This is a genomic window from Geobacter sp. PheSNFMC (genome assembly GCF_059620965.1).
Window position 1 is genome coordinate 26775 of the sequence record NZ_JCAMRN010000019.1, and the last position, 18076, is coordinate 44850.

General features: G+C 62.4%; 15 protein-coding genes and 1 pseudogene. 8 read left to right on the plus strand and 8 right to left on the minus strand.

The genetic code is table 11. The annotated features are described in order from the left end of the window. Nucleotides 1–19 precede the first annotated feature (19 nt). The 5 genes from cobA to AC6CDK_RS06065 all read right to left on the minus strand — a co-directional run bounded on the left by cobA (nucleotide 20) and on the right by AC6CDK_RS06065 (nucleotide 5520). Nucleotides 20–1567: a uroporphyrinogen-III C-methyltransferase gene (gene cobA / locus AC6CDK_RS06045; RefSeq protein WP_039647146.1), complete on the minus strand. Its 1548-nt coding sequence runs from the start codon at nucleotides 1565–1567 to the stop codon at nucleotides 20–22. Between the two features lie 118 nt (nucleotides 1568–1685). Then, nucleotides 1686–2642: a hydroxymethylbilane synthase gene (gene hemC / locus AC6CDK_RS06050; RefSeq protein ID WP_039647144.1), complete on the minus strand. Its 957-nt coding sequence runs from the start codon at nucleotides 2640–2642 to the stop codon at nucleotides 1686–1688. Nucleotides 2643–2710: 68 nt separating this feature from the next. After that, entirely contained in the window at nucleotides 2711–4015 is a 1305-nt protein-coding gene (hemA, locus tag AC6CDK_RS06055) for a glutamyl-tRNA reductase (RefSeq protein WP_039647143.1), read from the minus strand. A gap of 18 nt (nucleotides 4016–4033) precedes the next feature. Then, nucleotides 4034–4849 (minus strand): c-type cytochrome biogenesis protein CcsB, encoded by an 816-nt coding sequence (ccsB, locus tag AC6CDK_RS06060; protein ID WP_039647141.1) that lies wholly within the window; start codon nucleotides 4847–4849, stop codon nucleotides 4034–4036. Next, nucleotides 4846–5520 carry a precorrin-2 dehydrogenase/sirohydrochlorin ferrochelatase family protein gene (locus AC6CDK_RS06065; RefSeq protein ID WP_039647139.1) on the minus strand — a complete coding sequence of 225 codons (675 nt, stop codon included), beginning with the start codon at nucleotides 5518–5520 and terminating at the stop codon, nucleotides 4846–4848. The genes ccsB and AC6CDK_RS06065 overlap by 4 nt, the downstream gene beginning before the upstream one ends. Before the next feature lie 206 nt (nucleotides 5521–5726). Between AC6CDK_RS06065 and trxA the strand changes: the two genes are divergently transcribed. Continuing rightward, nucleotides 5727–6056: a thioredoxin gene (trxA, locus tag AC6CDK_RS06070; RefSeq protein ID WP_039647137.1), complete on the plus strand. Its 330-nt coding sequence runs from the start codon at nucleotides 5727–5729 to the stop codon at nucleotides 6054–6056. A 20-nt stretch (nucleotides 6057–6076) separates the two neighbouring features. Further along, nucleotides 6077–6592: a TlpA family protein disulfide reductase gene (locus AC6CDK_RS06075; protein WP_192905896.1), complete on the plus strand. Its 516-nt coding sequence runs from the start codon at nucleotides 6077–6079 to the stop codon at nucleotides 6590–6592. Between the two features lie 76 nt (nucleotides 6593–6668). On the opposite strand, the gene uvrC is transcribed toward AC6CDK_RS06075, so the two are convergent. Next, nucleotides 6669–8510, minus strand: a complete 1842-nt coding sequence (uvrC, locus tag AC6CDK_RS06080; RefSeq protein ID WP_039648415.1) for an excinuclease ABC subunit UvrC — start codon at nucleotides 8508–8510, stop codon at nucleotides 6669–6671. A 194-nt stretch (nucleotides 8511–8704) separates the two neighbouring features. Here uvrC and AC6CDK_RS06085 point away from each other — a divergent pair, with 194 nt between their 5' ends. Further along, complete coding sequence (locus tag AC6CDK_RS06085; RefSeq protein ID WP_066358126.1) at nucleotides 8705–11518, plus strand: DUF11 domain-containing protein; 2814 nt, start codon at nucleotides 8705–8707, stop codon at nucleotides 11516–11518. A 1-nt stretch (nucleotide 11519) separates the two neighbouring features. Next, entirely contained in the window at nucleotides 11520–12230 is a 711-nt protein-coding gene (locus AC6CDK_RS06090; RefSeq protein ID WP_039647132.1) for a LysM peptidoglycan-binding domain-containing protein, read from the plus strand. A 96-nt stretch (nucleotides 12231–12326) separates the two neighbouring features. Here the strand turns inward: AC6CDK_RS06090 and AC6CDK_RS06095 are convergent, their stop codons facing one another. After that, nucleotides 12327–13970, minus strand: a complete 1644-nt coding sequence (locus AC6CDK_RS06095; protein ID WP_192905895.1) for a LysM peptidoglycan-binding domain-containing protein — start codon at nucleotides 13968–13970, stop codon at nucleotides 12327–12329. 32 nt (nucleotides 13971–14002) lie between these two features. Continuing rightward, nucleotides 14003–15262 carry a hypothetical protein gene (locus tag AC6CDK_RS06100; protein ID WP_039647128.1) on the minus strand — a complete coding sequence of 420 codons (1260 nt, stop codon included), beginning with the start codon at nucleotides 15260–15262 and terminating at the stop codon, nucleotides 14003–14005. Nucleotides 15263–15613: 351 nt separating this feature from the next. On the opposite strand from AC6CDK_RS06100, the pseudogene AC6CDK_RS06105 reads away from it, so the two are divergent. The 4 genes and pseudogenes from AC6CDK_RS06105 to AC6CDK_RS06120 all read left to right on the plus strand — a co-directional run. After that, a pseudogene (locus AC6CDK_RS06105) lies at nucleotides 15614–15907 on the plus strand (cytochrome C); the annotation flags it as partial. 18 nt (nucleotides 15908–15925) lie between these two features. Further along, a complete protein-coding gene (locus AC6CDK_RS06110) occupies nucleotides 15926–16603 on the plus strand; it encodes a DUF3793 family protein (protein WP_039647126.1) in 678 nt (225 codons plus the stop codon). Between the two features lie 32 nt (nucleotides 16604–16635). After that, nucleotides 16636–16977, plus strand: coding sequence for a DUF2325 domain-containing protein (locus AC6CDK_RS06115; RefSeq protein ID WP_039648413.1), 342 nt, complete (start codon nucleotides 16636–16638; stop codon nucleotides 16975–16977). Nucleotides 16978–17152: 175 nt separating this feature from the next. Then, nucleotides 17153–18076: carbohydrate porin (locus AC6CDK_RS06120; RefSeq protein WP_496639774.1), on the plus strand; the 924-nt coding region annotated here is incomplete at its 3' end.

Consider the following 18076-nt stretch of genomic DNA (forward strand, 5'->3'; position numbering starts at 1 on the left):
ACTGCCCCGTGAACGTGGCTCAGGCAGGTGCCGCGACGTGGCGGACCATCTCGGCGGCGAGGGCCGCCAGGGTGTACTCCTGCGGCTCGATATGGACCTGCAGTCCCAGCTCGCGGCAACTGCGGGAGGTGATGGGACCGATGGAGGCTATGGTTACCCCTTCCAGCAGGTGGAGCATTCTGTTCTCGCCAAGAATGGCCGCCAGGTTCTGCACGGTGGACGAGGAGGTAAATGTTACGCAGTGAACGCGCCGGGCCTCCAGTTCCTCGACAACGCCGGCCGGGAGCGCCTCGGGCGTGGCGTTGCGGTAGGCGATCGGTGCCTCGACCTGGGCGCCGAAGGCTGCAAGGCCCGTGGGGATCACGTCCCGCGCCCGGTCACTTTTGGGGAACAGGACCCGTTTGCCGGCCAGCGGCACGTCGCGAAGCACGTCAATAACCCCTTCTCCTTTATAGTCTGCGGCCACCAGGTCGGGCCGGATCCCGTAGGGGGCAAGGGCCTCGGCCGTTTTCGGGCCCACGACGCAGATCCGGCAAGCTCCCAGGGCGCGCGAGTCGCGACCCGCGGCGGCCAGCCGCTGGAAGAAGAAGCGTACGGCGTTGAATGAGGTGAAGATGGCCCAGTCAAAGGTATCGATGCGGCTGATGGCGTTGTCGAGGTCTTCCCAGCTCTCGGGCGGCACGATGGCGATGGTGGGGCACTCCAACACCCGTGCGCCCAGGGACCGGAGCATGGCGCTGAACTCGCCCGCCTGGTCGGCGGCGCGGGTGACCATGATACTGCGGCCGAAGAGGGGCCGGTTGTCGAACCAGCGAAGCGTTTCACGAAGCCGGACCACCTCGCCCACAACGGTTATGGCCGGTGCCTTGAACCCTGTGCGGCGGACCTTGTCGGCGATGTCGGCCAGCGTTCCCACCAGAACTTCCTGCTCCGGCCGGGTTCCCCAGCGGACAAGGGCCACCGGGGTGTCGGCGCGCCGGCCGTGGGCCATGAGGTTCTCCGTAATGTGCGGGAGACTCTTCACTCCCATGTAGAACACAACGGTGCCGCTGCCGAGTGACAGCCCTTCCCAGTCGATGTCCGACGATTCCTTGCCCGGGCTCTCGTGTCCCGTGACAAAGGCGACCGATGTGGTGACGTTGCGGTGGGTGAGGGGGATGCCGGCGTAGGCCGCAGCCCCGATTCCCGCGGTCACTCCCGGCACCACCTCGAAGGGTACGCCGGCGGTGACCAGGGCCTCGCACTCCTCGCCGCCCCGGCCGAAGACAAAGGGGTCGCCTCCCTTGAGGCGCGCCACGATGCGTCCTTCAAGCGCCTTGCGGACCAGGAGCTCATTGATCTGCCACTGGGCCCGGTTGTGTTGACCCCCCACCTTGCCGGCATAAATGAGTTCCGCATCGGGACGGGCGAAGGAGAGGAGCTCGTCGTTGGCCAGATAGTCGTAAATGACCACATCGGCCCGCGCGATGCATTCCCGGCCCCGAACCGTGATGAGGCCCGGGTCGCCGGGGCCGGCGCCGATGAGGTAGACAAGACAATTGTTACGGGACGCTGTGGACATGGTCATTGTGCAAAAAAGCCGACCACAGGGGGCACAGAGAATTTCAGAGGAAGAAGGTCCGGGCAGGTTTCCTCTGAATCCCTCCATGTCCCCTGTGGCCGGAGACGGTGAAGCGGATGGACGATTAGACCGGGATTTCCTTCTCCCGGGACACTTCCCGCTGGTAGACCTCGGCAAGAATTTCGTGCCCGCCGTCGGTGAGGAGCTTCTCGGCCAGGGCGATGCCGAGCTTCTCGCACTCGGTCACCGGCCCCGAGATGCTCTCCTTGACGGAACGGGTGCCATCCACGGAGGCGATGAAGCCGGTCAGGACGAGGGAATCTCCGCTCACCTGGCCGTGGGCGGCGATGGGAACCTGGCATCCCCCCTCGCAGCGCCAGAGCAGTGCCCGCTCGGCCCGTACCGCGTGGGCGGTGTCCGGGTGGTTGAAAAAGTCGATGGTTTCCCGGACGGCCTGATCGTCGAGGCGGCACTCCAGGCCCAGGGCGCCTTGACCAATGGCCGGCAGGGAGAGGTCCACGGGCAGATATTCGGTCACCGCATCGGTGAATCCGAGGCGCTTGAGGCCTGCGGCGGCCAGGATGACGGCGTCCAGCTTGTCCTCGGTGAGCTTCCGGATGCGCGTCTCCACGTTGCCGCGGATGATCACCATTTCCAGGTCGGGACGGACCTTGAGAAGCTGGGCCTGGCGGCGCAGGGCCGACGTGCCGATCTTTGCCCCCCGGGGCAGGTCGGCAAAGGCCACGCCGTTGGAAATGACAGCATCGCGGGGATCTTCGCGCTCGGTGATGCAGACCAGCCCGAGACCTTCGGGAAACTCGGTCGGCACGTCCTTCATGCTGTGCACGGCGATGTCGATCTCGCCCCTCAGCATCGCCTCCTCGATCTCTTTGACGAAGAGGCCCTTGCCGCCCACCTGGGCCAGGGGGACGTCAAGGATCTTGTCGCCGGTGGTCTTGATCTTCACCAGCTCGACCTCCATGCCGGGGTAGCGTTTTTCCAGCTCGGACTTGACCCAATTGGCCTGCCAGAGAGCGAGCTGGCTCGCCCGGGTTCCGATTCTGAGGCGGTTAAGTGCCATAGGTTTCCGGTCTCCTTACTGTCTCGTTAATGGGGTAGCACATACATGCAGCAGAGGGGCCGAGCGGGTTACTCCTCAAGCTCCAGGCTTCCTTCGGGTTCCGGAAGCTCGGTCTGGAGATCGAAGAGGGTGCGCAGGGCGTCCACGTAAAGATCGGTCCTCCCCCCCTGGCCGGTCCGCTTGAGGGTGGCGGTGGGAGGGTGGAGGAGTTTGTTGACGATGGCGGCAGTGAGTGCCTCCAGCCGCTTTGCTCCATCGGGGGGCAGGTCTTTCCAGGCCGAGAGGGTCTTTTCCAGCTCGGCCCGGCGGACATCCTCGAATTTGGAGCGCAGGGCCACGATGGTCGGCGTGACCTCAAGGCTTGATATCCACTTGTAGAACTGGCCGATCTCCTCCTCGATGATGCCTTCCGCCTTCTTGGCCTCCTCGGCCCGTTGCTGGAGGTTGGAGGCGACCACGTTCTGGAGGTCGTCCATGTCGTAGAGATAGACGTTCTCCACGTCGTTGACCTTGGGATCGATATCCCGCGGGACGGCGATGTCTATGAAAAACATGGGCTTCATCTTCCGGCGGCGGATCACTTCTTCGATGTCCTTGGGCCGGATGATGTAGTGGGTGGCACCCGTGGAGGAGAGTACGATGTCCGCCTTGTGGAGCTGGTCAAAGAGGTCCTCGAAGTGGATCGCCTTCCCCTCGAACTCCTCGGCAAGCCGTTCGGCCCGCTCGTAGGTCCGGTTGGTGACCATGACGCCGCGTACCCCGTTGGTCAGGAAGTGTTTTGCCGCCAGCTCGCACATCTCCCCGGCACCGATGAGCATGACGGTCTTGTCGGAAAGGTCGCCGAAGATCTTGCGTGCCAGCTCCACGGCGGCAAAGGATACCGAAACGGCCGACGAAGCAATCTTCGTCTCGGTACGGACCCGCTTGGCCACGGAAAATGCCTTGTGCAGGAAACGGTTGAGGATGATGCCCGAAGTCTTGAATTCCGCGGCATAGCCGTAGGCGGTCTTGATCTGGCCGAGGATCTGGGGTTCGCCCACGACCATGGAGTCAAGGCTTGCCGCCACCCGGAACACGTGCCGTATGGCCGCTTCCCCGTGATGACTGTACAGGTGGGGCTCAAGAACCTCGACGGGAACACCGTGATAGTCGCCCATGAAGCGTTTGAGCCGCGCCATGCCGCCGGCCACGTCTCGGGTCGAGGCGTAGAGTTCGACCCGGTTACAGGTAGAGACGATTACCGCCTCGGCGATGTCATCAATGGCGACGAGCGTCCTCAGGGGGTTTTCCATCTGGGTTGGCGAAAAAGCGACTTTCTCGCGAATCTCCACGGAGGCTGTTTTGTGCGAGAGCCCCACCACAACAATGTTCATGTCAGTATGCCTCTTCTCTCACTTGTAGCTGTGCAATCCCGACATGAAGAGGTTCACGCCGAGGAAGGTAAAGAGGAGCACGAAAAAGCCGATAATGGCGAGCCAGGCCGCTTTTTTGCCGCGCCAGCCGGTGGTGAGCCGGCCGTGGAGCAGCGCCGCATAGACGAACCACGTAATGAGGGACCAGGTTTCCTTCGGGTCCCAGCTCCAGTAAGTGCCCCAGGCGGTTTCAGCCCAGATTGCGCCGCTGATGATCGCGAAGGTGAGGAGCGGGAAGCCGAGGGTGAGGCAGCGGTAGTTGATTTCGTCGAGCACGTCCAGGGAGGGAAGCTTCTGATAGAGCGCGCCGAGCTTTTTGTTTTTGAGAAAGTGTTCCTGAATGAGGTACATGATGGCTGCGCCGAAGGCCACCGCGAAGGCTGCGTAGCCCAAGAACGCCATGACCGTATGAATGGCGAGCCAGCGGCTCTTGAGAACCGGATTGAGAGGCGAGATGGCCGTGGGGAAGCCGGTGGAGCCGATCAGGATCAAGAGCACGAGGGGCGTAATGAAGGAGCCGAGGATGATGGTGCGGTACTTGCGCTCAAAAACCAGATAAACCCCCGCGATTGCCAGGCCGAAAAAAGAGAGCGACTCGTGGAGGTTGGTAATCGGCGTGTAGCCCGCCTCGATATAGCGGTCCACGGTATAGACGGCATGGACAGCGAACCCGCCGGTCAGTACCCATCGGGAGACCTTGCCGAGCACCTCCCGCGGCTTGACGAGAAACGCGAGATAGGCGGCGCTCGCAGCGAGGTAGAGCAGCAGGGTTGCGACAAAAAGAACGGCGTTCATGGGGAGTCCTTTCTCCCGAATCCCAGGTTTTCCAAGGTACAGTCGGGACCGGCGATGCGCGCGAGGGTTCGGTCCAGTTCCTCGAAGTTCCGCGATCTGACCATTTCAGGCAGCGGTGCAGCGGACAGGTCGTGCAAAATGTTCTTATTGTATGCGGCGTTTTTTGACGCAGTCAACAGCTTTTCACGAATCGCGCCAAGTATGAGCAGGGCTTCAGCATATTCCTGGCCAATGGTGCCGGCGATGTCATCCCTGACGCGTGCCGCGAAGCCGGGGACGCCGCCGCCGGTGGAGACGGCGATCACCAGGTCGCCTCGCCTGAGGACGGCCGGGCTGATGAAACTCCCCCGTTCGGGGGCGTCGATAACGTCAACGGGAATCCCCCTGTCATGGGCCTCCGCGGCCACGGCCCGGTTCACAGCCGGATCGTCGGTGGCGGCATAGACAAGCACCGAGCCCGCCAGGTCGCCGTCTGCATAGGGCCGCTGTGCCAGGCAGATCAAGCCGTCATTGGCCAGCTCCAGCAACTGCGCATCAAGCCGGGGGGCAATGACCGTCACCCGGGCACCGGCCTCCAGCAAGGAGAGGCACTTGCGCCTGGCAACCCTTCCGCCGCCCACGACGGTCACGGGACGACCGGTCACGTTGAGGTTGATGGGGAGAAATGTCATGAGCTTGTTTCCCCGGTGTCAATAAAATATGCCATAATAGGTCCTGGTGTAGCAGATTTCACCACGTTTGCCAAGGGTGGCGCGTTTGCCGGAAACGGCACTCGGCGGTGGGAAGCGCGTCGATTGCGACCGATTTCCTCCTTGATGTTTTGAGGTCGCTCGGCTATATTCTAAAACTACTATTCTTTTCGGCAAAGGAGGCTTTCATGGCCAGCGACAAAGTCCTCACATTCAGTGACGATACCTTCGATAACGAGGTGCTCAAATCACCCGTTCCGGTTCTCGTTGATTTCTGGGCCACCTGGTGCGCCCCCTGCAAGGCCATCGCTCCAGTCATCGATGCCATTGCCGACGAATTCGACGGAAAAGTGAAGGTCGGCAAGGTCAATGTTGATGACAACCCCGGAACCCCGGGCAAGTATGGCGTACGCGGCATCCCCACCGTTATCCTCTTCAAGGAGGGCAAGGTCGTGGATCAGGTGGTGGGGGCCGTGCCCAAAGCCCAACTTGAGGCGCTTATCAAAAAAGCGCTGTAATCGGTACAAGAGGGAATCTTATGAAGGTTACCGGTATCCTTGGGGCCGTCTCGGCAGCGGCCTTCGTTATTGTGAGCGGATTCGCATCGCCGTCCTTCGCCCTGCCCAAAAAGGGTGAGCCGGCTCCTCCCCTCAAGGTGGTGAGCACGTCCGGCCAGCCCATCAGTCTGGCCAATTACAAGGGCTATGTGCTGGTGGTCGACTTTTTCGCCACCTGGTGCCCCCCTTGCCGGGATGCCATCCCCCACCTGGTAACCCTCAATCGCAAATACGGCAAGCAGGGTCTCCAGATTCTCGGCCTCTCTCTCGACGAGGGAGACGAGAAGGGAGTCAAGGATTTCATCGTCAGCAAGCGGATCAACTATCCCGTTGCCCTGGCATCTGGTGACATCCAGACCGACTACGGGCTCCGGTCGCTGCCGACGGTGTACGTCATCGACAAGAAAGGTAACGTGGCGGAAAAGTTCATGGGTGGCTCCGATGAGACCTTGAGAAAAATGGAAGACCTGGTGAAGAAGCTGCTGGCTGAGAAGTAGGGCGCTTCGGCTCACTCTGTCCGCACACAAGGCGGCCTCCCGCACGGGGGCCGCCTTGTGTTTTCAGGGCCTGCGTCTATGGAGCCTCGGACTCTTCGCCGTGGAGAGCCTTCCAGATGGCATCCGCCAGGGCGGGTGAGACGGAGGGGACGGTGGCAAGCTGTTCTCGGTCCGCCTCGCGCAGTGCCCTGATGCTGCCGAAACGTTTCAGCAGTTCACGTTTGCGTTTTTCGCCGATACCGGGGATGCCTTCCAGGATCGATCGGATCGAGCCTTTGCCGCGCAGTTTCTGGTGATAGGTTATGGCAAAGCGATGAGCTTCGTCCCGGATTCGTGCCAGGAGCAGAAGCGGTGCACCGTTCTGCCGGAGCACCACCGGGTTGCGGCGGCCGGGGAGAAAGACCCGTTCGTCGCTCCGGACCACCTCATTATCGGACATATTTCGTTCTACCCTGCTTTTTGCCAGGGAGACGGCATCAATGCCGTGAAGCCCCAGCTCCTCCAGGATTGCGGTCAGCACATTCAACTGCCCAATTCCCCCGTCAATCACGATGAGGTCCGGCCGATCGTCCCCGCCGTGTCCGTCCCTGAAGCGCCGGGACAGAACTTCGTGCATCATGGCGAAGTCGTCGGTGCCGGGAACGGTCCGTATCCGGTAGCGGCGGTACCCCGTCGTGTCCGGAGCGCCATTCTGAAACCGGACCCTGCTTCCCACGGAATAGCGGCCCTGGATGGTGGATATGTCGTAGCATTCGATCCGTCGGGGAAGATTGGCCAGGTGGAGCTTTTCCTTGAGCTCTCCGAGAACCTGCTCCATGCCGGAGTCCTTTTCCCTCTTTTCACGCAGGTACGCCTCGGCGTTTCTCGCCGCCAGCCTGACCAGTTCTGCCTTGGTCCCTCGCACGGGGTGGCGGAGAACGGTCTTTTTACCCCGCCGTTCCGTTAGCAGTTCCCCGAGGGGATCCGTGTCGTCCACGGTGAAGGGGATGAGGATTTCATCGGGGATGACGACATCCCTGTTGTAGTAGACGGACAGGAATGACGAGAGCCCCTCGGCGTCATCCATTTCCCAGTCCAGGAAATAGTTGCGGCTCCCCATGAGACGGCCGCCGCGGTAGAACAGAATCGAGACGGAGAGGTCTGTGACGTCGCGAAAGAATCCGACCACGTCCGTGTCCCTGTCGCCGGCCACCATCTTCTGTTTCTCCACGGTCACCTCGATGGCGCGGATCAGGTCCCTGTAGCGGGCGGCGTCCTCATACCGTTCATCCGCTGCTGCCGCGGCCATGCGCTGCCGGTAGAGACGGGTCAGGTCGCTGTTTTTCCCCGCAAGGAACAGGGCCGCGCCTTCTGCCAGCGATTGGTAGTTTTCGCCCGAGATGAGCCCGTGGCAGGGGGCGGCGCACTGCCTGAGCTGGTAAAAGAGGCAGGGGCGCCTGCGGCGGCGGCAGGTCTCCAGCGGGTAGTGGCGGAGCGGGAAGAGCTTGTACAACTGCTTGAGGACCTCCCGGGCGGCAGAAGCGGAGGAATAGGGGCCGAAGTAGCGGGCTCCGTCCCTGGCCGGCCGTCTCACGATAGTCAGGCGGGGAAACTCCTCATTCATGTCGAGCCGGAGGGAAAAGTAGGTTTTGTCGTCCCGCAGGTCCAGGTTGTACCGGGGTCGGTGTTCCTTGATAAGGGTGTTCTCGAGGAGGAGGGCTTCCTTCTCCGTGTCGGTGACGATCACGTCGATGTCGGCGACCCGTCCCACCAGGAACCGGATATGGTAGCGCGACTCTCCCCCCTTGCTGAAATAGGAGCGGACCCGTTTCCGGAGGCTCTTGGCCTTTCCCACGTAAAGAATGTCCCCACCGTGTCCCTTCATGAGGTAGACGCCCGGAGCGTCGGGGAGGGTTGTCAGTCGCCTGGTGTCGAACATGATGCCAGTATAGCGGCAGGCAGCAGTTTTGGGAAGGCGAAGCCATCCTCGGGCCACAGTTGATCCGTTGGGCCGTTTATCGCGTAATTACAGGGGTTCGCGCCGGCATTCCCCGTTGACAAGCCACGGTTATGATGCTATGTAACTGAACTGATTACTTACACCCCCTGCAAGCCACTGGAAAGGTTAAGCCCGTGAATTTTATGAAATCCTTCCGCATTACCTTTGTCAGGTGCCTTGCCGGATATCTCATAATCGCGTCGCTCCTTACCTCCCCCGCCTTTGCCGTCACCTCTGAAGACTCACAGATATTCATTGCCGGCTTCAACGCCTATCAGAAGAAGGACTACCAGGCAGCCATCGACCGGATGAAGACGGTCCTCGATAAGTATCCCGATACGCCGTTGCGCGACATGGCCATTTTCTGGCTTGCCCGGGCAAGCTTCAAAGCTGGGTACGAGCGGGATGCCGCCCGCTATATGTCGCAGTTTTTCAAGGAATACCCCGACAGTCCTCTCAAGGGAACTGTGGAGGACGATCTCCTCGGCCTCGTAACACGTTACGACAAGGGGGAGCAACTCCCGGCAATGGCCCGGCGAGGGGCCGAGCCGGCGGTTTCGGAGCCTGCGGCTGCCCGCCAGGCTCTGGCTGAAAAGACCGCCGCTGCCCGCCAGGCTGCTGAACAGGCTGCCCAGAAAGCGGCGGGTGCCACTGCCGGAGCCGCCACCACTACTGCTGAGGCGGTAGGTGCCGCCACTGCTGCCGCTACCGCTGCGAGTCAAGCTGCCGCCCGGAAAGCTGCTGAGGAGAAAGCGGCTGCCGAGCGCCTTGCCGCAGAGCAGGCTGCCCGCGAACGGGTGGAGGCTGAGAGGCTTGCCGCCCAGAAAGCCGCTCAAGAAAAGGCGGCTGCCGAGCGCCGCGCCGCAGAGCAGGCTGCCCGAGAGAAAGCCGAGGCTGAGAGGGTTGCCGCCCAGAAGGCTGCGGAAGAGAAGGCGGCTGCCGAGCGTCTTGCCGCAGAGCAGGCCACCCGCGAGAAAGCCGAAGCTGAGCGGGTTGCCGCCCAGAAGGCAGCAGAAGAGAAGGCGGCGGCCGAGCATCGTGCCGCAGAGCAGGCAGCCCGCGAGAAAGCCGAAGCTGAGCAGGTTGCCGCCCAGAAGGCAGCAGAAGAGAAGACGGCTGCCGAGCGTCTTGCCGCAGAGAAGACTGCCGCAGAATTGAGAGCAGCGGAGCAGGCGGCGACAGCCAAGGCCGAAGCCGAGCGCGTGGCCGCCGAACAGGCCCGGCGCGACAGGGAGGCTGCCGAACGCCTGGCTGCCGAGAAGTCAGCCCGTCAGAAGGAAGAGACTGAACAGGCCGCCGTTCGCCGCGCCGAGGAACAGAAGCGGGCCGCTCTGCGCGAGAAGGCCGTTGCCGAGTATAAATCGCTCATCGACCGCTTCCCGGGGACCCGGGCCGCTGCTGCTGCCGCCGCCAAGCTCGCGGAAATGGGGATCACCCATGTCGCACCAAGCCCGGCCGTTGCCGCTGCCCCTCCGGCGCTCCCCGAAAGGAACGCCCAGGTCCTCACGCTGGAGGTGGGGCAGTTCGCCGATGCCGATCTCACGATTCAGCCCCAGGCCCAGGGCCTTGAGGCCGGCAAGCGCCACGAGATCCCCTTTGAAGTGGTCAACCGGGGCAATGGCACCGACAGCTTCTACCTGGAATCGGGTTTCCCCCCCGAATTCGGAGCCCAGTTCGCCGATGCCGGCCGGAAGGAGATGCCGATCAACCTAACGCCCTCCCTGGCGCCGGGAGAACGATTCCGGGGGATACTCTCCATTGCGGTGCCCCGTGAGGCTATCGACGGGCAGAAGCTGGTCTATCCGATCAAGGTCGCCTCGCGTCTCGACCGTGAGGCATCCCAGGCACGGGACATCTTCCTGACCGCCTCGGCCCCGCTCCTGCGGGCAGTGGTCAAGACGGACAAGAATCAGGTGCTTCCCGGCGAAAAGGTCTCCTATCGGGTCGTGCTCCTCAATATCGGGACCGCCGCTGCCCAGGGAGTGGCGCTTCGCCTGAACTATCCGCCCCAGTATGAGCCGGTGAACTTTGGCGAGGCCGGGTTCAAGCAGGAAATGAAGGCGGCTCTCGTCCTGGACGGCATGCGGCTCGTTTCCGGGGAGAGCCGGGAGTTCGAAGTGACGTTCCAGCTCAAGGATGAGGCCATCGCACGCCAGGAACTCTTCCTGCGCGCCGACCTGATCAACAGCGAGCTGCAGACCCGCGATTCGTTCATCTCTGCGGCGGCTGTGGTCAAACCGGTAAGCGGGGTGGCCGTCAGGACCGCCAGCGAGAAACTCGTGGTGATCCCCGGCCAGCAGGTTTCGATCCCGCTGGTGGTTACCAACACCGGCAACCAGCGCGAGGATGTCATCATCAAGCCCAATCTTCCGCCGAACGTGGCCTATACCGTCTACCAGGACCTGAACCGCGACGGCATCCGGCAGAACAACGAGCCGATCATTAACCACGTGGGCCCCCTCGCACCCAAGGAAGAATCGTACGTGATCCTCGATCTGTCCACTCCCCTCTCGGAGAGCGACGGGACTGCCGCCACCGTTGCCCTGGCCTTCGAGCCGGAAACCGACCGGACCCGGGGAACTCTTGCCTCGCTGCGTCTTCTCTACTCACGGCCGGTGGTGGACCTGGCCATGAGCGGCAAGGGCGGACGCCTGAAGCCGGGCGAGGTTTCCTCATTCGAGCTCAACTTCACGAACCGCGGCTCGAACATGGCCAAGAGTGTCGAGCTCCAGAGCACCATGCCCAGGGACCTGGAGTTGGTGGCGTCCGATCCGTCGTTCGCCCGAAATGCCAACGGCGACTATCTCTGGACCTTTGACGAACTGGGCGCCAGCGAGAAGCGCACCATCAAGGTCACGTTCCGCGTCCGTTCGGGCACTGCCGTGGGAACGAGCATCCAGGTCAAGAATGTCCTGAAGTATCAAGATCAGTTGGGAAACAGGTACTGATATGAAGAGCGCACTCAGGGTCGTTTCCGCCTCCCTCGTCCTCTCCATGGCCTCCCTGGCAGCCGGCGGGGAATACCTTCTCTATGCGCCCCAATCTTCGGAGGGTGCTCGTCCTTCGGGGCCGGACGAAGGGGTGCTCGTCAGGAGCATAACCATCCAGAAGGGGGATACTCTGTATTCCCTCTCCCGCAAGTACAACGGCAAGGGCGGGTACTATCCCCAGATACTTCTCTTCAACGAAATCAAGAACCCTGACCTTATCTACGCTGGCAACAAACTCATGGTGCCGGTGGCCCCGGTCGGGCCGAAAGCGGAGTTCAGCCTTCAGCCCTCCGCTGCTCCGGCCGCCGTGGCCGGAAAGAAACCGGTCCCTCGCCCCGTCCGGGAGAAGAAGGTGGTCCCGGGCGCGACCCGCCGGAAGGCAACGCGGGAGCCCGCTGTGACCACGTCCGCCCGGGCGCCGAAGCCGGCGGTCGCCAAGGCCCCGGCAAGCCCGCGGCCTGCGGCGGAAGCGCACCGGCCCCAAACGGCAACGGCGGATGAAAGCGAGCACTCTCTCTACGAGAAAGGGGTGAGCGCATACAAGGCGGGGGCCTACGCGCAGTCCGTTGAACTGTTCGAGCGCTTCCTGGCCCGTTTCCCGTCCTCGCCGCTGGTCCCCGACGCAACACTCTATCGCGCGGATGCCTTCCTCAAGATGGCTGGCCAGTAACGCACCAACCTTCCAGTCGAACGGCAGGCGGTTCATATGCAAAGAGGGGGGTGTCCCGGCGGACACCCCCCTCTTTGCGTTTTCTGCCCTATGCTGCTAGCGCTCCCATTGTAATAATTCCGCGAATGCCGGGTCCACGGGGCGATCGATGATCAGCATCCGACCGCTGACCGGTCCGAGTCGCGTCACCCTGAACCCCACTACCGATACGGTGTAGCGGTCATGGGTAAAGTCGTGGCGGCCAAAGGAGTGGGGATAGCGCAGAGCCGTGAGGATCCTGTCCGCGACGATGGCGAAGTCGTCCGTTTCTCCCAGTTGGATGACGCCGTATCCTTCCAGTTGCAGCAGGCGAAAGAGTGTGTAGTTGTAGGAATCATTGTCGTTGCAGCTCAGGATGAATTTTTTCCCGTCGTTTTCAAAGTACCCTTCCACGCGGATGCTGAACCGGCTCTCAGCATTCTCCCCCATGGAGCCCGATACAATCCGGTTGCGTTCCAGCTTCACGGTCAGGGCGTCGAGGAGCTGGACAGCCAACTCGCACGGGGTCGTGCCGGTGATGCCCCTCACCTCGTAGCCCGGCACCGACGGTGGCTGCGGGGCGGCTTGGCAGAATTCCGCAACAGTGATTCCGTTGTCGGCCAGGGTAGAGATGAGTGCCGCCGGGAGGCAGGAGCCACTCCGTTCAAGGAAGAGGAGCACGCTCTCCGGGCCACGCGTGGCCACTGCCGGCAGTCTGGTGATTCGGTAGTCGGCCCGGACCGTGAGTTGGGGATCCGAACCTATGGTGGCGACGGCGTCTTCCTCGACGCGGGCGAATTCCGCGGCGCGAAGCAGTACGGTGAAAAAATCACGCTCGCTGCCGGTTCCGCGGGAGATCAGCCGGATATCGGAGTGTTTTTCAGCCAGGATATTTTTGTCGCGGGGGAGTAGAGCTCCCTTCATGTCGACCAGGATCTTCCCTCCATCCGCGGCGAGCAGAAGAGGGAATTCTTCGGGTGAGAGCACCTTGCCGTTGAGAGAGATGGGCCCCACCCGCTCCTGGCCGGGGACGAGGCTCTGCCACAGGGAGATGAGCCGCTGGCTGAAGGAAGAGGCGGATGCCGGAGCGGCGGCAGGAACCGGGTAAGCAGGCGGTGCTGTTTCAACGGCTCGCACCATCGGTGCCGGCGCGGGCCGGGGGGGCGCGGCTGCTTCCACGGCGGGAGGGACAGTCGGCTCGGGCGGTGCTGCAGGGGCGGGCGCCACTGCCTGGGCCGACGGTTCCTCAGGGGGGGGCGCTGCTACGGCGGGTTCGGCCGGCTCCCGGCGTTCACCGGTCTCCTGGGCGCGCCCGGTAGTGCGTGGTCCCGCAAGGGGGATGAGGATGGTCTGCCCAACCGAAAGACGGGTGATGCTCCGCAGGTTGTTGATCCTCTGAATCTCCGGGATGAGCGCTTCGGCCGCCGCATTGGAAAGGCCGTATTCGCGCATCAGTACCTTGAAGATGAAATCTCCCGGCTTAACGGTATAGCGGGAAACTCCACCCTTTGTTTCGGCAGGTGCGGTGCCGCGCTTTGTTTCGGCAGAAGCGGCCGGAGCGGCGGTCTTGCGTTTGGGGGTGCGCTTGGCCGGGGCAACGGTCTGCAAGTCCTTCACGTCGAGTTCGAACGAGGTGGCGGAGGCTGACGCCGGGGCGCCAATGGCCATGAGCAGAAGAAAGGCACGAAGTAGCGGGACCCGGTAGAAATGGCATGTGTTCATGTGGTTCCTCGGAGAGCGGGATGGCAGGGCCATCAGGGGAAATAGACTACGAACGCCCTGATGGAGCCTTTGGGCGCTGTCCGGTAGATCAGTATCCTGGCCCCAGCCGTGGTCGTACCCTTTTCCACGTGGAAAGAGCCCTTGGTTTCCTTGTCGTTGATGGAGAACTGCCGTACCCGGGTCATTTGTTCAAGGGCTCCGCGCATGAACGATTCGGGGATCCCGACACCGCTGCGGTCGATGGACTGGATCGCCTTGATGACTCCTGCCTCGCGGTAGACCTTGAACTCGGTGCGGGCGCCCAGGTATCGCTCCCATCCGGGATTTTTATCGCCATACGCGCGGTCGGGTTTCTGGCGGGGAATGAAAGGGGGCAGTTCGGTCATACCGGCCGGCAGGGCCTGGGCGGGAGCGATCGCCGGAGCCGCCGGAGGCAATGTCTCCGGGGCGGGTGCCGGTGGCGGAGACGCTGGCTTCTGCTGCGCTGTGCCGGAAGTCGTAGGTTTAACTTCGGCAACCAGGGCCTGTGAGCGGTGCGTAGTGGAGCTTGTGCCAAGCGAGACAGCGAGGTAGATGACCACTGCCGCGACAATCAACACCCCCGCACCGATAGCGACCGGCCTGACCGTGGACCGGGAGTCGCCGGGCCGCCTGCGGACGGGCTGCCCTTGCGGCGTGTCGTCATGGGCAGGTTCAGCCTGCCTGCCAAGGGCCACTTGCTCCTCGATCTCGGCAAGAGGTACGGGGGGAAGGGTCTCTTCCATGACACTCTGCAGTTTCTGGTCAAAGGGGGATGGTTCCGCCGGTTCCGGAGCCGGTGGGACATGGTCGGCCGCCTGTGTTGCCTGGGGTGGGGCGGCGGCCTCCCCGGCGGTCGCCGGCGCTTCCTCCGTTTCGGCCCCTGCCTCCGTCACCGCCGGTTCGTCTTGCCGATGCATGGCGCCGGTAATGAGACCGATAATGGCGGCGGCGAGGACCGCATCCGCCTGAGTGAGGTCCAGGCAGGAGTCGATTATGCCCGGCACCGGCGCGCACTCGGCCGCATCGCCGAACAGAACGACTGTGGGCCGCCCGTCCGTCTGGCCGGAGGTCAGGTGGCGTGCGAGAATCTCGCCCGAAAGTCCCGACAGGTGGTTCTGGATGAAGAGGAAATCGGGGACAGCTTCTGCCATCTCCTCGGTGCCCTGGTTCAGGGTCCGACACATCCTGAAGTGAATCTGAGAAGACTCCTGCGTGAAGCTGAAGAGTCCTTCAAGCCGAGCTTGATCGGCAATGAGTAGGATTGTGACCACGTGTCCCCCGCTTTCCCTGAAGCTGGCCGTATTCTAAGAAACCGGCGTCGGAGAATCAACACTTTAATACATCATTGAAACGCGGTTGACCCCCTGTAGGCACAGTTGGATGCGTTCCGGGGCTTCGGCTGCGAAAAATCATTGACAACACATTGCCGACCTTGTTAAAAGTGAAAAACATTTTCAAGTTCAATAGTGGGGCTTGCTGCGGGTAAAACAGCGATACGTTAGATTGTTATGGGGTTTTGGTTTCGGCTACCGCACCTTATCGCACGGACATAAAACCGATCTTTCGATGCCAGGTGTGCAGGCTGGCATGGCGCAGAGGCCGTCCCCGACTATCATGCTTCCAAGGCCGAGAAGGAAAAACGGCCTGCCAAGGGGCAGGGGCTGCGGATGGACACATATAGTCATCTGGTTTTTTATACGGCGTGGACTGACACCGAAGCCATCATGCGCAGGCTTCACGACGGGAAAAACAGCAAGGATGCCACGCCGGGAACTATGTACCAGCATCTCGGTGCCACAGAGTAAGAGCGGCAAAAGAACCTCGCGGTCTTCAAGGTGTGGGTCGGTGCCTGGAATCTCAAAAGATCGCCCCGCATTGCCAGGGAAGAGCTTGACGCCATCACGGTCACGTACTGACGGGGGAAAGGGGGTGCCATGGGGCAGATTGTTTCGGAAATGCGGCACAGTGTTCGACGGCCGGTCTGGCACGATCTGGCGGAACGGTTCGCTGAGCCCCGGGAGTGTCTGGCGTCGTTTCTCGCGCTGGAAGCGGCCGAGGTGCTTGCGGGCGAAAAGCCCGCCAACCTGATCGGCATTGCCAACCGTAGCCGCGCATGCGGTCGCAATCTTTACATCCTCTGGAAACAGTGGGGGGCGATGGTACTGGGCAAGAGCGGCCTTGGCGTCCGGGAGTTGTCCGACCGCGGGGATTCGCTGTTGCTGCTTATCTATCGCCCGGAAACCCTTGAGGCCCTGCTGCGGCGCCCCAGCGCCTCAGCGGTGCTGGCGCGGGCGGGATACGGCACAGCCAGCGGGCTTGACGAGGTGCTGACGGAGCTGTCGGCACGCATCGCCGGTCATGGTTTTCCTCATGAGATCGGGGTGTTCCTGGGTTACCCTCTCAAAGACGTGCTGGCTTTCATGGGGCTGGTGAGGATTCCGTTCGTCTGCCAGGGACCGTGGAAGATCTTCGGCGACCCCAGGGAGAGCCTGCGCCTTGCCGAAGTCTTTCGTTGCTGCCGGGCGCGGATGGCGGAGCGCCTGAACAGTTGTGCCTCGGCGCTCGATTGTCTGACGGACGGGACGTTACACCCAGTCGCCGACCTTGAATGAAAATGAAATTCAAAATAATGGAGGATAAGGCCGTGTGCATTGCGGTGATCGGCGGCATGGACCGCCTGGAGAAACACTATCGGGAAGAGGCGGTCCGTTCAGGGGTGGAACTGCGTATGTTCTCCCGGTCGGAAAACAAAATAGCAGTCAAGCTGAAGCGCTTCGACGCCCTGGTCATCTTCACCAACAAGGTGTCCCACCGGGTGAAGAACGAGGCCCTGGCCGCGGCGAAGCAAAACGGCATTCCGGTCTTCATGAACCATTCGTGTGGTGTCTGCACGCTCAGGGATTGCCTGAGTTGTCTTGCAGCCACGGTCGCCCATGCCGGGGAATCGGAGCGGTCGGGCCACGGTCGGCGGAAAAACCATTACTGACGACAATGTCTTGTGAAGAGCGGTGCTCGCGGAAACCGTTGACGGTCATGGCCTGGGGCGGCGGCCTGCATACTGATGACGGCGTGCGGCAATTTACTGAAAATGATAATCATTTTTACGACAGTAAAGCGGAAGGCGCTGTCTACCGGTCGGAGCGATACAACAAGGGGGGAACATGCGGAATGTGAAGAAAGCATTGGTGGTGGGACTAGCGCTGCTCGGCAGCCTGGTCGTCGGCTCCACGGGAGCCATGGCGCGCAATCCGGAATTAGCTCTTCCCGAAAGGGTCGAGATCAAGCACAAGGCCTGCCAGGAGATGTTACGGCTCGCCGCCACGTATCAGGTGGAGGGGCTGTTCTCCAAGGAATTCGAGGCGGGCCAGGTGTGCTACACCCGCACGGACCTGGCGGTGGTGCTGGAGCTGCTGACCGAGAAGCTGGCCGAGAAAGTGGTGGAGGAAGGCTCGGCAGCAGTGGCCAAGGAAGACCTCCTGCTCCTGGCGGAGCTCCAGGACGAACTGCGCGGGGAGATGCTCCTGGCCCGCACCCGCACCTTCCAGCAGCGCCGGGATGACCTGGGCACCAGGCTCACCGCCATCACCAGGAACATCTCCCTCAGCGGGGGACTCGTGGGGGTCCTCCAGGGCTCCATCGGCAACGGGCCCTCCGACCACGCGGATGCGGTCGGCAGGGGAGACCTGGTCTTCAGCTTCACGGTGGGGGAGAACACCATCGCGGTGATCGACGTGGAGGCGACCGGCGGCAACGGAATCGACACCAGGGTGCCCAGCTTCTCGCTGCTGAACGCCGTGGCCGGCAGCACCGGCGATACGGTCCGCTTCCGGGAGGCATGGGTGGAGCATGCCGCCTTTGATGACCGCCTGATCCTCACCGCAGGCAAGATCGACCTGACCAACTACTTTGACGCCAACGGCGTGGCAAACGACGAGAACAGCCAGTTCCTGGCCGGGGCCTTCGTGAACTCGGCGGTCCTGGGTGCGCCCGGCAACGGACCGGGAGCCAGGCTCCAGGCAAAACTGGGCGAATCGCTCACCTTCGGGCTCGGCTACGGCAGCGGCGACACCGACACGGAGGATGTG

Bases quoted from the DNA above. Each gene is read 5' to 3' on its own strand.
- AC6CDK_RS06110 (WP_039647126.1), top strand. From the start codon at position 15,926: ATGGGGCAGATTGTTTCGGAAATGCGGCACAGTGTTCGACGGCCGGTC.
- AC6CDK_RS06075 (WP_192905896.1), top strand. From the start codon at position 6,077: ATGAAGGTTACCGGTATCCTTGGGGCCGTCTCGGCAGCGGCCTTCGTT.
- uvrC (WP_039648415.1), bottom strand. From the start codon at position 8,510: ATGTTCGACACCAGGCGACTGACAACCCTCCCCGACGCTCCGGGCGTC.
- cobA (WP_039647146.1), bottom strand. From the start codon at position 1,567: ATGACCATGTCCACAGCGTCCCGTAACAATTGTCTTGTCTACCTCATC.
- AC6CDK_RS06065 (WP_039647139.1), bottom strand. From the start codon at position 5,520: ATGACATTTCTCCCCATCAACCTCAACGTGACCGGTCGTCCCGTGACC.
- AC6CDK_RS06090 (WP_039647132.1), top strand. From the start codon at position 11,520: ATGAAGAGCGCACTCAGGGTCGTTTCCGCCTCCCTCGTCCTCTCCATG.
- AC6CDK_RS06095 (WP_192905895.1), bottom strand. From the start codon at position 13,970: ATGAACACATGCCATTTCTACCGGGTCCCGCTACTTCGTGCCTTTCTT.
- hemC (WP_039647144.1), bottom strand. From the start codon at position 2,642: ATGGCACTTAACCGCCTCAGAATCGGAACCCGGGCGAGCCAGCTCGCT.
- ccsB (WP_039647141.1), bottom strand. From the start codon at position 4,849: ATGAACGCCGTTCTTTTTGTCGCAACCCTGCTGCTCTACCTCGCTGCG.
- hemA (WP_039647143.1), bottom strand. From the start codon at position 4,015: ATGAACATTGTTGTGGTGGGGCTCTCGCACAAAACAGCCTCCGTGGAG.
- trxA (WP_039647137.1), top strand. From the start codon at position 5,727: ATGGCCAGCGACAAAGTCCTCACATTCAGTGACGATACCTTCGATAAC.